Below are 18,772 nucleotides of genomic sequence, written 5' to 3' on the forward strand. Positions count from 1 at the left end.
GCCCCCGATCTCGGCGCCGGCTCCGGACCGTCCGGTTCCCGATGCGGCTGACCGGCCGCCACTGCATCAAACGGGCACGTAGCAGCCGCAACACGACTGCGGCTGCTACGCGTCCGCTCAGGCATTCACGTACGTGACAACAGGTGGGGCGACTCGACCATGGTGGAATTCCGAGCTGACACGTCGACATCGACCGAGGCGATCGCCATCGTCGGTATGTCCTGCCGACTGCCGCACGCGGACAACCCCGCACAGCTGTGGCAACTGCTGCGCGATGGCCGCAGCGCGATCGGCGCGCCCCCGGCGGGCCGGCCCGAACTGCCCTCCCGGCCGGGGGGCTATCTCGAGGACGTCAGCGGCTTCGACGCGGGCTTCTTCGGCATCAGTCCGCGTGAGGCGTCGTCGATGGATCCGCAGCAGCGGCTGATGCTCGAACTCGCCTGGGAGGCACTGGAGGACGCCAGGATCGTCCCGTCCGATCTGGCCGACAGCCGGACCGGTGTCTTCGTCGGCGTCATCGCCGACGACTACGCGGCCCTCACGCATCGGCACGGAGCCGAAAGCATCACCCGCCACACCCTGACCGGTCTCAACCGCGGTGTCGTCGCCAACCGGATCTCCTACACCCTGGGTCTGCACGGACCGAGCGCGGCCGTGGACACCGGCCAGTCCTCGTCGCTGGTCGCCGTGCACCTGGCGGTCGAGAGCCTGCGCCGCGGCGAGTCCGCCATGGCCATCGCCGGCGGTGTCAACCTCCATCTGGTGCCGGACAGCACCGTCGTCGCGGAGCGGCTCGGCGCACTCTCACCGGACGGTCTCAGCTTCACCTTCGACGCGAGGGCGAACGGATACGTCCGCGGCGAGGGCGGCGGGTTCGTGGTGCTCAAGCCGCTGCACGCCGCCCTGGCGGACGGCGACCCGGTCTACTGCGTGCTGCACGGCAGCGCGATGAACAACGACGGGACGACCGAAGGGCTCACCGCACCGAGCCCGGCCGGCCAGCAGGACGTCCTGCGGCAGGCGTACGAGCGGGCCAAGGTGTCCGCGGAGCAGGTGCAGTACGTCGAACTGCACGGCACGGGCACCAAGCTGGGCGACCCGATCGAGGCGTCGGCTCTGGGCGCGGTGCTCGGTGACGGCCGCGTCGACGGAGCCGAGCTGCGGGTCGGATCGGTGAAGACCAACGTCGGACACCTCGAGGGTGCCGCCGGCATCGCCGGCCTGCTCAAAGCGGCGCTCTGCATCCGTCACCGCGAGCTCGTGCCGAGCCTGAACTTCGAAACCCCCAACCCGGACATCCCGTTCGACGAGTTGAAGCTCGCCGTGCAGCGAGGCGTCGAGCCGTGGCCGCGGCCGGACGAGCCGCTCTACGCAGGTGTCAGCTCGTTCGGTGTGGGCGGCACGAACTGCCACGTCGTGCTCTCGGACTGGCGCACCGAGCCGGCGCCGGCACAGGAGTCGCCCGGCGCCGAGTCCGGCCCGGGTGTGGTGCCGTGGGTGGTGTCGGGCAAGTCGGCCGAGGCCGTGGCCGGACAGGCGGAGCGGCTGGTGTCGTTCCTGGAGGAGCGTCCGGAGTGGGACGCCGCGGCGGTAGGCCGTTCGCTCGCGGTGTCGCGTGCCCGCTTCGACCATCGTGCGGTGGTCCTGGGGGAGACCCGCGAGGAGCTTCTGGCGGGTGTCCGGGCGTTGGCTGCGGGCGTGCCTGCGGCCGGCGTGGTGTCGGGTCGTGCGGTGCCGGGTGGCGGGGGCGGGACGGTGTTCGTCTTCCCCGGCCAGGGGTCGCAGTGGCAGGGCATGGCGCTCGAACTCCTCGACTCCTCCCCGGTGTTCGCCGGGCGGCTGGTGGAGTGCGGGCAGGCTCTGGCGCCGTACACGGACTGGTCGCTGCTGGATGTGCTGCGCGGTGCGGACGGTGCGCCCGGGTTCGACCGGGTGGATGTGGTGCAGCCCGCGTTGTGGGCGGTGATGGTGTCGTTGGCGGCGCTGTGGCGTTCGGTGGGCATCGAGCCGGACGCGGTGGTCGGTCACTCGCAGGGCGAGATCGCGGCGGCCGTGGTCGCCGGGGCGTTGTCGCTCGAGGACGCGGCGAAGGTCGTCGCGCTGCGCAGCCGGGCGATCGCGAAGCTGGCCGGTACCGGCGGGATGGTGTCGGTGGCCCTGCCGGCCGACGAGGTCCGCGAGCTCATCGCCCCCTGGGACGGCGCGATCGACATCGCCGCACACAACGGCCCCGTGAGCACGGTCGTCTCCGGCGACCCGGAGGCCCTGGCCGACCTCGTCGCGCAAAGCGAGGCCGAGGGACACCGGGCCCGCACCATAGCGGTCGACTACGCCTCCCACTCCGCCCACGTCGACCTGCTGGAGGACGAACTTCGACAGCTGCTGGCCGGCGTCACGCCGCGTACCGGTGACATGAGGTTCTTCTCCACCGTCACCGGGCAGCCGCTGAACGGTGAGGAGCTCGACGGGGCGTACTGGTTCCGCAACCTGCGCCGGACCGTCCAGCTGGAAGAGACCACCCGTGCTCTGCTCGACGCCGGGCATCGCGTCTTCATCGAGGTCAGTGCCCACCCGGTGCTCACCTCGGCCCTCGGCGACACGGCCGACCGAGCCGGCGTCGGCGGCACCGTCGTCGTCGGATCGCTGCGGCGCGACGACGGCGGATGGGATCGTTTCCTGGCCTCGGTCGCGGCGGCGCACGCCGGCGGTACCGGCGTGGACTGGCAGCAGTTCCTGCCGGGTTCGGGCCTGGTGGAGCTGCCCACGTACGCCTTCCAGCGGGAGCACTTCTGGCTGGACGGTTCGGCGATCGAGCCGGCCCGGGGCCGGACCGTCGCGGCACGGCGGAGCGGTCCGAAGCGGCCCGCGCCGCGAGGCGACGAGCTGGCGCTGGTGCGCGCACACGTGGCGGCGGTGCTCGGCCACGGATCGGCGCGCGACGTGGACATCGACACGCCCTTCAAGGACCTGGGCTTCGACTCCGTCTCGTCCGTCGAACTCAGGAACGCGCTGAACACGGCCACCGGGCTCTCGCTGCCCTCCGGCCTCCTCTTCAACCACCCGACCCCGGCCGCACTCGCCGAACACCTCAGTGATCAGCTCCTCGGCACGGAACGGGGCCAGGACGACGACGCGTACGAGGCCACGGCCCTCGACGAGCCGATCGCGATCGTCGGCATGGCATGTCGGCTGCCGGGTGGAGTCGCCTCTCCGGAGGACCTGTGGCGTTTGGTGAGCAGCGAGGCCGACGCGGTCGACGGCTTCCCGACCAACCGGGGCTGGGACCTCGACGCGCTCTTCGCCCCCGATCCGGACAGCCCCGGCAGGACCTACGCCACCAAGGGTGGCTTCCTGCACGACGCGGACCGGTTCGACGCCGGGTTCTTCGGCATCAGTCCCCGCGAGGCGGCGGCGATGGAGCCCCAGCAGCGGCTGCTGCTGGAGACGGCCTGGGAGGCCTTCGAGCAGGCGGGCATCGACCCCGCCGTGCTGCGCGGCACCCGCACCGGCGTGTACGTCGGCGCGATGGCGCAGGAGTACGGGCCGCGGCTGCACGAGTCGTCCGGTGGATCCGACGGCTACCTGCTGACGGGCAACACCGCCAGTGTGGCCTCCGGCCGGCTGGCCTACACCTTCGGTCTCGAGGGCCCGGCGGTGACGGTCGACACCGCCTGCTCGTCCTCGCTCGTCGCGCTCCACCTCGCCGCGCAGTCGCTGCGCCGGGGCGAGTCCTCCATGGCCGTCGCCGGCGGTGTGTCCGTCATGGCCACGCCCGGCATGTTCGTGGAGTTCGCCCGGCAGCGCGGGCTGTCGCCGGACGGGCGTTGCAAGGCGTTCTCCTCGTCGGCGGACGGCACGGGCTGGGCCGAGGGCGTGGGTCTGCTGGTCCTCGAGCGGCTGTCGGACGCGGAGCGCAACGGCCACCGGGTGCTCGCGGTGATCCGCGGCTCCGCCGTGAACCAGGACGGTGCGAGCAACGGTCTGACGGCCCCCAACGGGCCTTCGCAGGAGCGGGTCATCCGCGCCGCGCTGGCCGACGCCCGCCTGTCCGCGTCCGAGGTGGACGCCGTCGAGGCGCACGGCACGGGCACCAGGCTCGGCGACCCGATCGAGGCCCACGCGCTGCTGGCCACCTACGGCCGGGACCGCGAAGAACCGCTCCGACTCGGCTCGCTGAAGTCGAACATCGGTCACACCCAGGCCGCGGCGGGTGTCGCAGGCGTGATCAAGATGGTCATGGCCATGCGTCACGGCGTTCTCCCGGCGACGCTGCACGTGGACGAGCCGACCCCGCACGTCGACTGGTCGGCCGGCACGGTGGAGCTGCTGACGCAGGCCCGGAAGTGGCCGGAGCTCGACCGCCCGCGCCGGGCGGGCATCTCGTCCTTCGGCATCAGCGGCACCAACGCACACCTCATCGTCGAGCAGGCCGCGCAGACCGAGGAACCGGTGGAGGAGCCGTCGGTGCCGGGCCCGGTCCCGTGGGTGGTGTCGGGCACGTCCGGGGCCGCTCTGTCGGAGCAGGCGGATCGGCTGGTGTCGTTCCTGGAGGAGCGGCCGGAGCTGGACGTCGTGGCCGTGGGCCGTTCGCTGGCCGTGTCGCGTGCTCGTTTCGATCACCGTGCGGTGGTCGTGGGGGAGACCCGTGAGGAACTCCTGGACGCCCTGCGGGCGCTGACCCCGGGCGCGGCCGTCTCGGCGGGTTCGGTGGCGTTCCTGTTCTCCGGGCAGGGCAGCCAGCGCGTGGGCATGGGCCGTGAACTGTACGCGGCCGAGCCGGTGTTCGCGGCAGCGTTCGACGAGGTCGTCGAGGCGTTGGACGCCCACCTCGACCGCTCGCTCGCCGGGGTGATCGAGAACGAGCCGGAGCTGCTCCGGCGGACGGTGTTCACCCAGCCGGCGTTGTTCGCGATCGAGGTGGCCCTGTTCCGTCTGCTGTCCCATTACGGCGTGACCCCGGACTATCTGGCGGGTCACTCGGTCGGTGAGCTGGCGGCGGCCCATGTGGCGGGCGTGCTGTCCCTCGAGGACGCGGCGCGTCTGGTCTGTGCGCGGGCGCGCTTGATGGAGGGCGTCGCCGAGGGCGGGGCGATGGTTGCCCTGAACGCGGGTGAAGCGCGCGTCGCCGGGTGGCTCGAGGGTCGTTCCGGTGTGGACGTGGCCGGGGTCAACAGCCCGGCCGGCACCGTGATTTCCGGTGACGAGACGGCGGTGCTCGACGTCCTGGAACTGGCTCGCGCGGAGGGCGTGAAGGCGACGCGGCTGAAGGTGAGCCACGCCTTCCACTCCGCGCACCTGGACGGAATGCTCGCGGAGCTCACCGAGGTCGCCCGGACCCTGACCCATGCGCACCCCCGGATCCCGGTCGTCTCGAATGTCACCGGCGAGGTGGTCGAGGAGTTCACCGCCGAGTACTGGGCAGTTCAGGCCCGTTCCGCGGTTCGCTTCGCCGACGGCATCACCACGCTCGCCGGTCTCGGCGTGACGGCGTTCGTGGAACTGGGTCCCGACGGGGCGCTCGCGGGTCTGACGGGCGAGTGCCTGGCCGACACCGAGGGCACCGTCGTGGTTCCGCTGCTGCGCAAGGACCGGGCCGAGAAGCGTTCCCTCCTCGCCGCCCTGGGCGCCGTGCACGCCCATGGTGTGGACGTGGACTGGGAGCGGTTCCTGCCGGGTTCCGGTGTGGTGGAGCTGCCCACGTACGCGTTCCAGCGTGAGCGATTCTGGCTGGACGCGCCGCGGCCAGGTGATGCGGCGGGTCTCGGCCTGACGGCTGTGGACCATCCGCTGCTGGCCGCGGTGATCACGGAGCCCGACGGCGATGCGGTGCAGTTCTCCGCTTCGATGTCGTTGTCTTCGCACCCGTGGCTGGCCGATCACACGATCGGTGGGACGGTCCTGGTTCCGGGGACGGCGTTCCTGGAGCTCGCGGGCACCGCGGCCGAGCAGCTGGGCCACACCACCGTCGAGGAACTCACCCTCCGCACACCCCTGATCCTCTCGGAGAGGACGGGCGCGCAGCTGCGGCTGACCGTCGACCGGGCCGACGCGCGCGGCGACCGTCGGTTCACCGTGTTCTCGCGGACCGGCGAAGAGCAGTGGACCGCCCACGCGACCGGTCTGCTCACCACCGCCGTCCCCGCGCCGGGCGTGTCCCTGGACCAGTGGCCCCCCGCCGATGGCACCCCCATCCCGCTGGACGGCGTCTACGACCGCCTCGCCGAACTGGGCTACGGCTACGGGCCGGCCTTCCACGGCCTGCGCGCCGCCTGGCGGGCCGGCGACGACCTCTTCGCCGAGGTCGCCCTGCCCGACCGGCTCCACACCGACGCCGCGCGCTTCGGCGTGCACCCCGCCGCCCTCGACGCGGTGCTGCACCCGCTCGTGCTCGTGCTGGAGGACACGGCCCCCGCGCAGGACGACAGCACGATCCGTCTGCCGTTCTCGTTCTCGGGCTTCGTGCTGCACGCGGTGGGTGCCACGGTGCTGCGCGTCCGCTGGACCCGTACCGGCCAGGACACGGCCCGGCTCGTTCTCGCCGACGGCGCCGGCGCCCCGGTGGCGGCGATCGAGTCGGTCGCCCTGCGACCGATCGCCCGTGAACGGCTCGCCGTCGCCGGCCCGGCCGTGGAGTCCCTGTACCGGGTGGACTGGGAGGCCGTTGCGACGCCCGAGCCGGTCGCCGGCCGGCGGTGGATCCGGCTGGGCGAGACGCCCCACGCCGACATCGCCGCGCTCCGCGCCGCGGTCGACGCCGGAACCGCCGTACCGGAGTTCGTGGTGATCGGCGAGCAGGAGCTCGTCGCAGGCACCACCGGTGATGTGCTCGACCGGACCCACGCCACGGCGGCGCGCGGGCTGGAGGCGGTGCGGGACTGGCTGGCCGCCCCGCAGTTCGCGGAGAGCCGCCTCGTCCTCGCCGTGCCGGACGGCGCGCTGCACACGGCCCCGCTCGTGGGCCTGATCCGGACCGCGCAGACCGAACAGCCCGGCCGACTGGTCCTCGCCCACGTCGACGAGGACGGTCCAGAGCTGCTGCCTGCCGTGCTGGCCACGGGCGAGCCCGAGGTGGCGGTGCGGGACGGCGAGTTGTTCGTGCCGCGTCTGGCGCGTGCCGCGGGTGCCGTGGCGGGCGCGGTGGAGGGGCCGGATCCGGAGGGCACGGTCCTGGTGACCGGTGCTCTGGGGACGTTGGGCCGTCTGGTGGCGCGTCGGTTGGTGACGCATCACGGCGCGCGACACCTGCTGCTGGTGTCGCGTCGGGGCGGTGAGACCCCGGGTGCCGCCGAGTTCGTGGCGGAGCTGGCGGAGCTGGGCGCACGGGCCCGGGTGGCGGCGTGCGACGTGTCGGACTTCGACGCGCTGGCGGGTCTGCTGGACGAGGCCACGGCCGAGCGTCCGCTGACCGCCGTGGTGCACACGGCGGGTGTCCTGGACGACGCGACGGTCGCCTCGCTGTCGGCCGGCCGGCTGGAGCGGGTGATGCGTCCGAAGGTGGACGCGGCCTGGAACCTCCACCGCCTCACCGAGTCCCTCGGCCTCGCCTCGTTCGTCATGTTCTCGTCCGTCGCGGGCCTCATGGGCAACGCCGGCCAGGCCAACTACGCGGCCGCCAACACCTTCCTCGACGCTCTCGCGCAGCACCGCCGCGCCCAGGACCTGCCCGCCACCTCCCTCGCGTGGAGCCTGTGGGACAGCGCCGACGGCATGGCCGGAACCCTCGCCGACGCCGATGTCGCGCGGTGGAAGCGGAGCGGAATCGTCCCGCTGACCCCGGAACTGGGTCTCGACCTGTTCGACGCGGCGCTCGCCTCGGCGGAGCCCCTGCTGGTGCCCGCCGAACTCGACCTGGGCGCCCTGCGTGCCCGGGCCGCGGAGAACGTGCTCCCCGAGCTGTTCACCGGCCTGGTCCGCGTCCGCCGCCGGCAGGCGGCCGGCACCGCCCACGGCGCCGACTCGTCGTGGGTCCAGCGGCTGACCGCGCTGGCCGCACAGGAGCGGGCGCAGGCCGTACTCCAGACCGTACGGGAGGCCGTGGGCCTGGTCCTCGGGCACGGTGCCGACGCCGACATCGACCCGGCCAAGGCCTTCAAGGACACCGGCTTCGACTCCCTCACGGGCGTCGAACTGCGCAACCGGCTGGGCTCGGTGACCGGGCTGCGACTGCCCACCACCCTCGTGTTCGACCACCCGTCGCCCCAGGCGGTGGCCGACCTCCTGCTGGACCGGCTCGACGCGACCGGAACGGCCGGCGTCCCGTCGGTGGCCGCCCACGCCGCGGGAGCGGACGAACCGATCGCCGTGGTCGGCATGGGATGCCGCTACCCGGGCGGGGTCTTCTCGCCCGAGGACCTGTGGCGGCTCGTGGCGGAGGGCCGGGACGCGATCGACGAGTTCCCGTCCGACCGCGGCTGGGACGTGGAGAACCTCTTCGACCCGGACCCCGAGAAGACCGGCACGTCGTACACGCGCAAGGGCGGATTCCTCTACGACGCCGCGGAGTTCGACGCCGAGTTCTTCGGTCTGAGTCCGCGTGAGGCGATCGCGACCGACCCGCAGCAGCGCGTGCTGCTGGAGGTCGCGTGGGAGGCGCTGGAGCGTGCGGGAGTCGACCCCGCCGCGCTGCGCGGTTCCTCGACCGGTGTCTACACGGGTGTGATGTACAACGACTACGGGTCGCGGCTCGGAAGTGCTCCGGAGGGCTTCGAGGGGCACATGCTGACGGGCACGATCGGCAGTGTCCTGTCGGGCCGGGTGGCTTACACGTTCGGTCTCGAGGGGCCGGCGGTGACGCTGGACACGGCCTGTTCCTCTTCGCTGGTGGCGGTGCACCTGGCCGCTCAGGCGCTGCGGCAGGGCGAGTGCTCGATGGCACTCGCCGGCGGTGTCACCGTGATGTCCACGCCCACGACCTTCGTCGAGTTCTCACGTCAGCGTGGTCTGTCGCCGGACGGGACGTGCAAGTCGTTCGCGGCTTCGGCGGACGGTACCGGCTGGGCCGAGGGCGCGGGCGTGCTGGTCCTGGAGCGCCTGTCGGACGCCCAGCGGCTCGGACACCACGTCCTCGGTGTGATCCGTGGTTCCGCGGTCAACCAGGACGGCGCGAGCAACGGCCTCACCGCGCCCAACGGGCCCTCGCAGGAACGCGTCATCCGCCAGGCCCTCGCCAACGCCCGCCTCGCTCCGCACGAGGTGGACGCGGTCGAGGCGCACGGCACCGGTACCCGGCTCGGTGACCCGATCGAGGCCAACGCGCTGCTGGCCACCTACGGCCAGGACCGCGAGGAGCCGCTGCGTCTGGGATCGATCAAGTCGAACATCGGTCACACACAGGCTGCCGCGGGCGTCGCGGGCATCATCAAGATGCTGATGGCGATGCGCAACGGGGAGCTTCCGGCGACGCTGCACGTGGACGAGCCGACGCCGCACGTCGACTGGTCGACGGGTGCGGTGGAGCTGGTCACCGAGCGTCGGGCGTGGCCGGAGGTGACGCGTCCGCGTCGCTCGGCCGTGTCCTCGTTCGGTATCAGCGGCACGAACGCGCACGTGGTCCTGGAGCAGGGCCCGGAGCCGGTCGCGGCCGGCGAGCCGGCGGTGGCGGGGCTTCCGCTGGTGGTCTCGGCGAAGAGCGAGGCGGCCCTGGCGGCGCGCGCCGGCCAGGTGCGTGACCTGCTGGCCTCGGGGACCGTCGACCCGGCGCGGGTGGCGTCGGCTCTCGCGACCCGCGTCCCGCACCTCCCCTTCCGGGCGGCGGTTGCGAGCGCCGGCCGGGACGGGCTGCTGGCGGGTCTCGAGGCGCTGGCCTCGGGTGGGTCCGCGCCGAACCTGGTACGGGGCGCGGTCACCGGCGCGGGCAGGACGGTGTTCGTGTTCCCGGGGCAGGGCTCGCAGTGGCAGGGCATGGCCCTGGAACTCCTCGACTCCTCCCCGGTGTTCGCCGCCCGGCTGGTGGAGTGCGAGCGTGCCCTGGCGCCGTTCACGGACTGGTCGCTGCTGGACGTCCTGCGCGGTGCGGAGGGCGCGCCCGGGTTCGACCGGGTGGACGTGGTGCAGCCGGCGCTGTGGGCGGTGATGGTGTCCCTGGCCGCGTTGTGGCGTTCGGTGGGTGTCGAGCCGGATGCGGTGATCGGCCACTCGCAGGGTGAGATCGCGGCGGCCGCGGTGTCGGGGGCGCTGTCGCTGGACGACGCGGCGAAGGTCGTGGCGTTGCGCAGCCGGGCGATCGTGAAGCTGGCGGGTACGGGCGGCATGGTCTCGGTGGCCCTGCCGGCCGACGAGGTCCGCGACCTCATCACCCGCTGGGACGGCGCCGTCGACATCGCCGCACACAACGGCCCGCGTTCCGTGGTGGTCGCCGGAGAGGTGACCGCCCTCGAGGAGCTGGTCGCCCACTGCAAGGACAACGGGATCCGCGCCAAGCGCATCCCGGTCGACTACGCCTCCCATTCCGCGCACGTCGAAAGCCTGCGGGACGAACTTCTCGACGCGCTGTCCTCGCTCACCCCGCGCGCCGTCGAGGTGCCCTTCCTCTCCACCGTCACCGGGCAGCCGCTCGACGGCACGGAGCTCGACGGCTCGTACTGGTTCCGCAACCTCCGCCGGACCGTCCAGCTGGAAGAGGCCACCCGGACCCTGCTCGACCAGGGCCACCGCGTCTTCATCGAGGCCAGCGCGCACCCGGTGCTGACCGTCGCGCTGCAGGAGACGATCGACGACACGTCGTACGACAGCGCCGTCACCGTGCCCTCGCTCCACCGTGACGAGGGAGGACTCGACGACTTCCTCGCCTCCGCGGCGCAGGCCCACGTCTCGGGCGCCCCGCTCGACTGGGCCGCCGTGGCCGGCGGACCCGGCGCTGTCGTCGACCTGCCCACCTACCCTTTCCAGCGCCGGCGCTACTGGCTGGAGGGCCCGGCGCAGACCGGGGACGCGGGCGGGCTCGGCATGGCCGCCGAGCGGCACCCGCTCATCGGCGCCGCGCTCTGGCTGGCCGACGCGGACAAGCTGGTCCTGAGCAGCAGGATCGCCCTCAGCACGCAGCCCTGGCTGGCGGACCACGCCGTGGCCGGCACCGTGCTGCTCCCCGGTACCGCCTTCGTGGACCTCGCCATCCGGGCGGGTGACCACACGGGCCTCGACCGGCTCGACGAGCTGACCCTCCAGGCACCGCTGGTGCTGGCCGGCCGCGGCGGAGTGCAGCTCCAGGTCGTGGTCGACGCCCCGGACGAGGAGGGCCGGCGCGCGCTGTCGGTCCACTCGCGCCCGGAGCCCGAGTCCGACGACGCCACGATCCACCCGTGGACCCTGCACGCCACCGGCGTACTGGCGCACGCCGACGGACGTGCGAGCGTACCGGCCGACACCGCCTGGCCCCCGGCCGGCGCCGAGCCGGTCGACCTGACCGCGGCGTACGACACGCTCGCCGAGCGGGGCTTCCAGTACGGACCCGCCTTCCAGGGCCTGCGGGCGCTGTGGCGCGCCGGCCGGGAGATGTTCGCCGAGGTCGCGCTCCCGCAGGACGTCCCCCCGGGCGAGTTCGGGATCCACCCGGCCCTCCTCGACGCCGCCCTGCACCCGCTGGCGCTCGCGCAGGACGGCCGCCTGGCGCTGCCGTTCGCCTGGACCGGCGTTCGGCTGCACGCGGTCAACGCCGGCGTGCTGCGCGTACGGATCACCCCGGAGGGCTCGGGCGCCGCCCTGTCGCTCGCCGACGCGAGCGGTGCGCCGATCGCGTCGGTGGAGACGCTCGGCCTGCGGGCCGTGGACCCCGCGCAGCTGGCCGGCTCGGCCACTCCCCGCCCGCCGCTGCTCCAGGTGGAGTGGACGACCGCCCCGGAGGCCGCCCCGGCCGCCGGATGGGCCGTCCTCGACGACTCCGACAGCGGCCGGCGGCCGCTGCCCGCCCCGCTGGGCAGCTCCTCCGACCTCGCCGGCATCGTCGGAACCCCGCCGCTCGTCGTGGTCCCCTTCCCCGGCGAGGACGGCCCCGGCGCCGTGGCCCACCGGGCCCTGCGGCTCGCCCAGGAGTGGCTCGCCGAGGAGCGGTTCGCCGACTCGCGCCTGGTCTTCGTGACCCGTGACGCCACCACCGCCCGCACGGAGGCCGGACTCGGCGCGACTCCCGTCTGGGGGCTGGTGCGCACCGCCATGGCCGAGAACCCCGGCCGGTTCGGCCTGCTGGACCTGACCGACTGGGACGTCTCCGAGGCCGAGCTCGGCCGTGCGCTGGCCGTGCCGGACGCGCAGGTGAGCCTGCGGGACGGGGCGCTGCTCGTACCGCGGCTCGTCAAGGCGCCCACGACGGACGACACCGTGCCCGCCCTGAACCCCGAGGGCACCGTGCTCATCACGGGCGCCACCGGCACCCTGGGCCGGCTGTTCGCCCGCCACCTCGTCGCCGAACACGGCGTACGGCACCTGCTGCTGGCGAGCCGCCGCGGCCGGGACGCGGCGGACATGCCGGAGCTGGAGGCCGAACTCACGGCTCGTGGAGCCGACGTGTCCGTGGTCGCCTGTGACACGGCCGACCGCACGGCGCTCGCCGCGATGCTCGACGCGATCCCCTCGGAGCACCCGCTCACCGCGGTCGTGCACACCGCCGGCGTCCTCGACGACGGCACGCTGCACGCCCTGACGGCCGAGCAGCTCGACACCGTCCTGCGCCCCAAGGTCGATGCCGCCCGGCACCTGCACGAGCTGACGGCCGGCCTGCACCTGGACGCGTTCGTCCTGTTCTCCTCGCTGGCCGGTACGGTCGGCACCGCGGGACAGGCCAACTACGCCGCGGCCAACACCTATCTGGACGCCCTCGCACACCACCGCCGGGCCCTGGGCCTGCCCGGCACGTCACTGGCCTGGGGCCTGTGGGCCGAGGGCAGCGGGATGACCGGTCACCTGACCGACGCCGACCTCGCCCGCATGTCCCGGGGCGGCATCGCCCCGATCGGCAGCGAGCAAGGGCTGGCGCTGTTCGACGCGGCCCTCGCGACCCGTCGGCCGGTGCTCGTGCCGGCGCTGCTCGACCACTCCGGACTGCGGGCACAGAGCGAGGACGGCACGCTGCCCGCGCTCTTCCACCACCTGGTGCGTCCGGCGCGGCGCGCCGCCGTCGGCGAGCAGGCGGGCGGGAACTCCCTTGGGGAACGCCTGGCGCCCCTGGCCCTGCAGGACCAGGAACGCGCGCTCCTCGAACTGGTCCGCGGCGTGGTGGCCTCCGTGCTGGGGCACACCGACGCCGACCAGGTCGCGCCCGACCGGGCCTTCAGCGAGCTGGGCTTCGACTCGCTCAAGGCAGTGGAACTGCGCAACCGGCTGAACGCGGCCGCAGGTCTGAAGCTGCCCGCGACGCTGGTGTTCGACCACCCGAGCACGGTCGAGCTGGCCGGCTTCCTGCGGACCGAACTGCTCGGCTCCGCCGCCGCGGTGGCCGAGGCCGAGCCGGTCGTCGGCGCCGTCGACGAGCCGATCGCGATCGTCGCGATGGCCTGCCGCTACCCGGGCGAGGCCGGCTCCCCGGAGGAGCTGTGGGCGCTGCTGTCCGACGAGCGGGACGCCATCGGCCCGTTCCCGAACGACCGCGGCTGGGACCTGGACGGCCTGTACGACACGGACCCCGACCACGCGGGCACCTCGTACACCCGGCACGGCGGATTCCTCTACGACGCCCCGCAGTTCGACCCCGAACTCTTCGGGGTGAGCGATCGGGAGGCCATGGCCGTCGACCCGCAGCAGCGCCTGCTGCTGGAGATCTGCTGGGAGGCCTTCGAGCGCGCGGGCATCGACCCGACCTCGCTGAAGGGCAGCCAGACCGGTGTGTTCGCCGGTGTCATGGCCAACGACTACGCGGCCCGCCTGAAGGACGCCCCCGAGGCCCTGGAGGGCTACCTGGCCGTCGGCAGCACCGTCAGTGTCGCCTCCGGCCGCGTCGCCTACACCTTCGGCCTGCAGGGACCGGCGATCACCGTCGACACCGCCTGCTCCTCCTCGCTCGTCGCGGTCCACCTCGCCGCGCAGGCGCTGCGGAACGGCGAATGCGGGCTGGCCCTGGCCGGCGGCGTGACCGTCATGGCCTCGCCCACCCTGTTCGTGGAGTTCAGCCGGCAGCGCGGCCTGGCACCGGACGGCCGCTGCAAGTCCTTCTCCGCGCGGGCGGACGGGGCGGCCTGGGCCGAAGGCGCCGGGATCCTCCTGCTGGAGCGGCTCTCCGACGCCCGGCGCAACGGACGCCGGATCCTCGGCGTGATCCGCGGAACCGCCGTCAACCAGGACGGCGCGAGCAACGGCCTCACCGCCCCCAACGGCCCCTCCCAGGAGCGGGTGATCCGACAGGCCCTGACCAACGCGGGCCTGACCACCGCGGACGTGGACGCGCTGGAGGCCCACGGCACCGGCACCACACTGGGCGACCCGATCGAGGCCCACGCCGTACTCGCCACCTACGGGCAGGAGCGCCCGTCGCCCCTCCTGATGGGCTCCCTGAAGTCCAACATCGGACACTCCCAGGCCGCCGCCGGTGTGGCCGGCGTCATCAAGATGGTCATGGCGATGCAGCACGGGACGCTCCCCAAGAGCCTCCACATCGACGAGCCCAGCCCGCACGTGGACTGGTCCGCCGGCGAGGTGGAACTGCTCACCGAGACGGTGCCGTGGCCCGAGTCCGGGCGGCCGCGCCGGGCAGGCGTGTCCTCCTTCGGCATCAGCGGTACCAATGCCCACGTCATCGTGGAGCAGCCGCCGACCGAGGAGCCCCTCCCGCAGGCCGAGCCGATGCCGGTCGTGCCGCTGCTGCTGTCCGCGCACAACGACGCGGCCCTGCTGGCGCAGGCCGACCGGGTGGGCGCCGCCCTCGCCGACGCCGGCCGGCAGGACCTGGCATCGACGGGCCGGACCCTGGCCGTCGGACGGGCCGCCCTGCCGCACCGCGCCGTGGTGGTGGCCGCCACCGCCGCCGAAGCGGTCGACGAGTGCGCGGCACTGACCGTGCGGGGTACACCCGTGGACGGCCGTACGGCCTTCCTCTTCACCGGACAGGGCAGCCAGCGACTCGGCATGGGCCGGGAGCTGTACACCGCCTACCCCGCCTACGCCGAGGCCCTGGACGCCGTCTGCGAAGAGCTCGACCCGTGGCTGGAAACGCCGCTGCTCGACGTCCTCTTCGGTGAGGACCCGGCGCCGCTGGACCGGACCGGCTTCACACAGGCCGCCCTGTTCGCCACCGAGGTCGCGCTCTTCCGGCTCCTCGAAGGCTGGGGCGTACGGCCGGACTACCTCGCGGGCCACTCCATCGGCGAGCTGGCCGCCGCGCACGTCGCCGGCGTCCTGTCGTTGGCGGACGCGGCGCAGCTCGTCGCGGCCCGCGGCCGGCTGATGCAGGCACTGCCCGGCGGCGGCGCGATGCTCGCCGTGCAGGCCGAGGAGCAGGAGGTACTGCCGCTGCTCGCCGGACGGGAGGACCAACTGGGCATCGCCGCCGTCAACGGCCCCGCCTCCGTGGTGCTCTCGGGCGACGCGGAAGCCGTCGAGGCCGTCGGGGCCGAACTCGCCGCGCGGGGACGCAGGACCAGGCGACTGCGCGTCAGCCACGCCTTCCACTCCCCGCACATGGACGCGATGCTGGACGAGTTCCAGACGGTCGCGAAGGGGCTCACGTTCGCCGAGCCCACCATCCCGATCGTCTCCACCCTGACCGGACAGCCGGCCGACGCCGAGGAACTGACCACGCCCGAGTACTGGGTCCGGCACGTCCGCCGGCCCGTGCGCTTCCTGGACGCGGCACGCGCCCTGGAAGCCGAAGGCGTACGCACCTTCCTGGAACTCGGCCCGGACGGCGTGCTCAGCGCGCTGGGACAGGACTTCCTCGACGCGGGATCGCTCCTGGTCCCGGTGGTGCGCGGCGGGCGCCACGAGCCGCACACCGCCGTCACCGCCCTGGCCCACGCCCACGTACGGGGCGTGCCGGTGGACTGGCGCGCAGTGTTCGGCGGGAACACCGGACCGGCCGCGGACCTGCCGACCTACCCCTTCCAGCGCCGGCGCTACTGGCTCACGGAGGGGCCCGGCGGCGACGTCACCTCGGCCGGACTCGACTCCGCACGGCACCCGCTGCTCGGGGCCGCGGTTCCGCTCGCCGACTCCGACGGTGTCCTGTTCACCGGCCGGATATCGGCCCGCACCCACCCCTGGTTCGCCGACCACGCCGTCGCCGGGGCCCTGCTGGTCCCGGGCACGGCCCTGGTGGAGCTCGCGCTCCACGCGGGCGCCGCACTCGGCTGCGAGCGGCTGGAGGAACTCGCCCTCCAGTCACCCCTGGTCCTTCCCGACGAGGGTGCGCTCCAGCTGCAGATCACCGTCGGCGGCCCCGACGGAGAAGGCCGCAGGCCCGTCGCCGTCCACTCGCGCGGGGACCAGGAGGGCGAGGCCTGGAACCGGCACGCCACCGGGACCGTGGCCCTCGCCCTTCCCGGCGGCCCCGAACCCGACCTCGCGTCCTGGCCTCCGGCCGGCGCCGAACCCCAGCCGGTCGAGGACCTGTACGACCGCCTCGCCGGCCGGGGCTACGACTACGGCCCCGCCTTCCAGGGCCTTCAGGCGGCATGGCGTTCGGGCGAGGACCTCTACGCCGAGGTGCGGCTGCCCGTCGACCCCGACGGATTCGCCCTGCACCCGGCACTGTTCGACGCCGCGCTGCACGCCCTGCTCCTGGAGGAGTCGGCCGGACTGCGGCTGCCCTTCTCCTTCGGCGGCGTCCAGCTGACCGCGTCCCGAACCGACACCCTGCGGGTCAAGCTGTCGGCCGGCCCGGACGGAACGGTCGCGGTCGGCATCGCCGACGAGACGGGCGCGCCGGTCGCCACCGTCGCCTCGCTCGCCCTGCGGGCCCTGCCGGCGGGGACGGTGCCGACCCGCTCTGCCGACCGGCACGCGTACGCGGTGGAGCGCGCCGGTGTGGAACTTCCCACCGGTGGCAACGCGTCCATCGTGGTCCTCGGCGAGGCCGACCTCGGACTCGCCGCCGAGCACCACGCCGACCTGGCCGGCCTGGCCGCCTCGTCGGCGGACGGCGCGGACGCCCCCGACGTGGTCGTCCTTCCGGTACGCCCGGCCACGGTGCAGGAGACCGGCCGGATCACGGAGGAGGTGCTGGCGGTACTGCGGCAGTGGCTCGCCGGCGACGCGCCGGCCGGAGCGCGGCTCGCCGTGCTCAGCACCGGGGAACTGGCGCACAGCGCACTCTCCGGGCTGATGCGGACCGCCGCGTCGGAACACCCGGGACGTTTCCAGCACGTGATCACGGACGGCGCGCCGGCCCGCGGTGAACTGCTTGCCGCGGCCCTGTCCGATCCCCGGCCGCAGCTCGAACTGCACGAGGGACGGGCCTATGTGACCCGGCTCGCCAAGGCCCCGTACCCGGTCCGGACCCCGGACGCCGACGACGCGTTCGACCCGGAGCACACGGTGCTGATCACCGGCGGCACGGGCGCACTCGGGGCCCAGGTCGCCCGGCACCTGGTGACCGGCCGCGGCGCCCGGCGCCTGCTGCTCACCAGCCGACGCGGCGGGGCGGAGGACCTGGTCGCCGAACTGACGGCGCTCGGCGCGGACGTACGGGTCGCGGCATGCGACGCGGCCGACCGCGACGCGCTGGCCGGGCTGCTCGCCTCGATCCCGGACGAGCACCCGCTCACCGCGGTCGTGCACGCGGCCGGAGTCGTCGAGGACGCCACGCTGGAGGCCATGAGCCCGGAGAGCCTCTCCCGGGTCCTGCGGCCGAAGGTGGACGCCGCCTGGAACCTGCACGAGCTGACCGCCGGACTTCAGCTGACGGACTTCGTCCTCTTCTCTTCCGTCGCCGGTCTGGTGGGCAACGCAGGACAGGCCAACTACGCCGCCGGCAACACCTTCCTGGACGCGCTCGCCGAGCACCGGCGCGCCCGGGGCCTGCCCGCCGTGTCCCTCGCCTGGGGCATGTGGCAGGACGGGATGGCGAGCGACCTCGACCGTGCCGACCGGGCCAGGCTCGCCCGCAACGGGATCCTGCCGATGCCGGCCGACCGGGCACTCGCGGCCCTCGACGCGGCCCTGGCCGGAGCCACGGCGCCACGAGCCGACGGCGAGCCGGGGATCCCGCCGGTGCTCGCGCCGGTGGCACTCGACCTCGCGGTACTGCGGAACCTCGGGGAGGCACTGCCCGAGCCGTACCGGGGCCTGGTGCGTACCGAGCGCCGAGCCGGCCGGCCCACCTCCGCTCCCGCGGCGATCCCGCCGGCGCAGCGGCTCACGGGCCTGGACGTGGAGGAGCAGCGGCAGCAACTGCTCGACCTCGTCAGGGAACAGGTCGGCATCGTCCTGGCCCACCCGGCCCCGCGGACGATCGACGTCCAGCGCGGACTGCTGGACCTGGGCTTCGACTCCCTCACCGCGGTCGAACTGCGGAACAGGCTGAGCGCCGCCACCGGACTGCGGTTGCCCAGCACGCTCGTCTTCGACCACCCGACCACCGAAGCCGTCGCCGAATACCTGCGGGGCGAGCTGGTCGGTGAAGCGGCAGACCCGGTCCAGGCAGCCCTGGACGCACTCGAGGCCGCCCTCTCGGCCGCCGGCCCGTCGGACGGCGACGGAACGGCAGGAACGTACGCGGCCCGGCTGCGCGGCCTGCTCCGGAGGGTGGACGGCGGCACCGGCGGCGCCGACCTCGACCTGGCAACCGACGACGACCTCTTCGCAGCACTCGACAACGAACTCGGCAGGTAGAGCAGGTAATCATGAGCAACGA

The 18,772-nt window shown here is 73.8% G+C and carries 1 protein-coding gene; it reads left to right on the forward strand.

Annotation, left to right across the window (positions count from 1 at the left end):
* The first annotated feature begins 159 nt into the window (after nucleotides 1-159).
* On the forward strand, nucleotides 160-18,750 hold the full coding sequence (locus FGW31_RS30045; RefSeq protein WP_142196688.1) for a type I polyketide synthase: 18,591 nt from the start codon (nucleotides 160-162) through the stop codon (nucleotides 18,748-18,750).
* Nucleotides 18,751-18,772: the final 22 nt, after the last annotated feature.

Source organism: Streptomyces calvus, from assembly GCF_006782915.1.
GTDB classification, from domain to species: domain Bacteria; phylum Actinomycetota; class Actinomycetes; order Streptomycetales; family Streptomycetaceae; genus Streptomyces; species Streptomyces calvus.

Bases quoted from the DNA above. Each gene is read 5' to 3' on its own strand.
- FGW31_RS30045 (WP_142196688.1), top strand. From the start codon at position 160: ATGGTGGAATTCCGAGCTGACACGTCGACATCGACCGAGGCGATCGCC.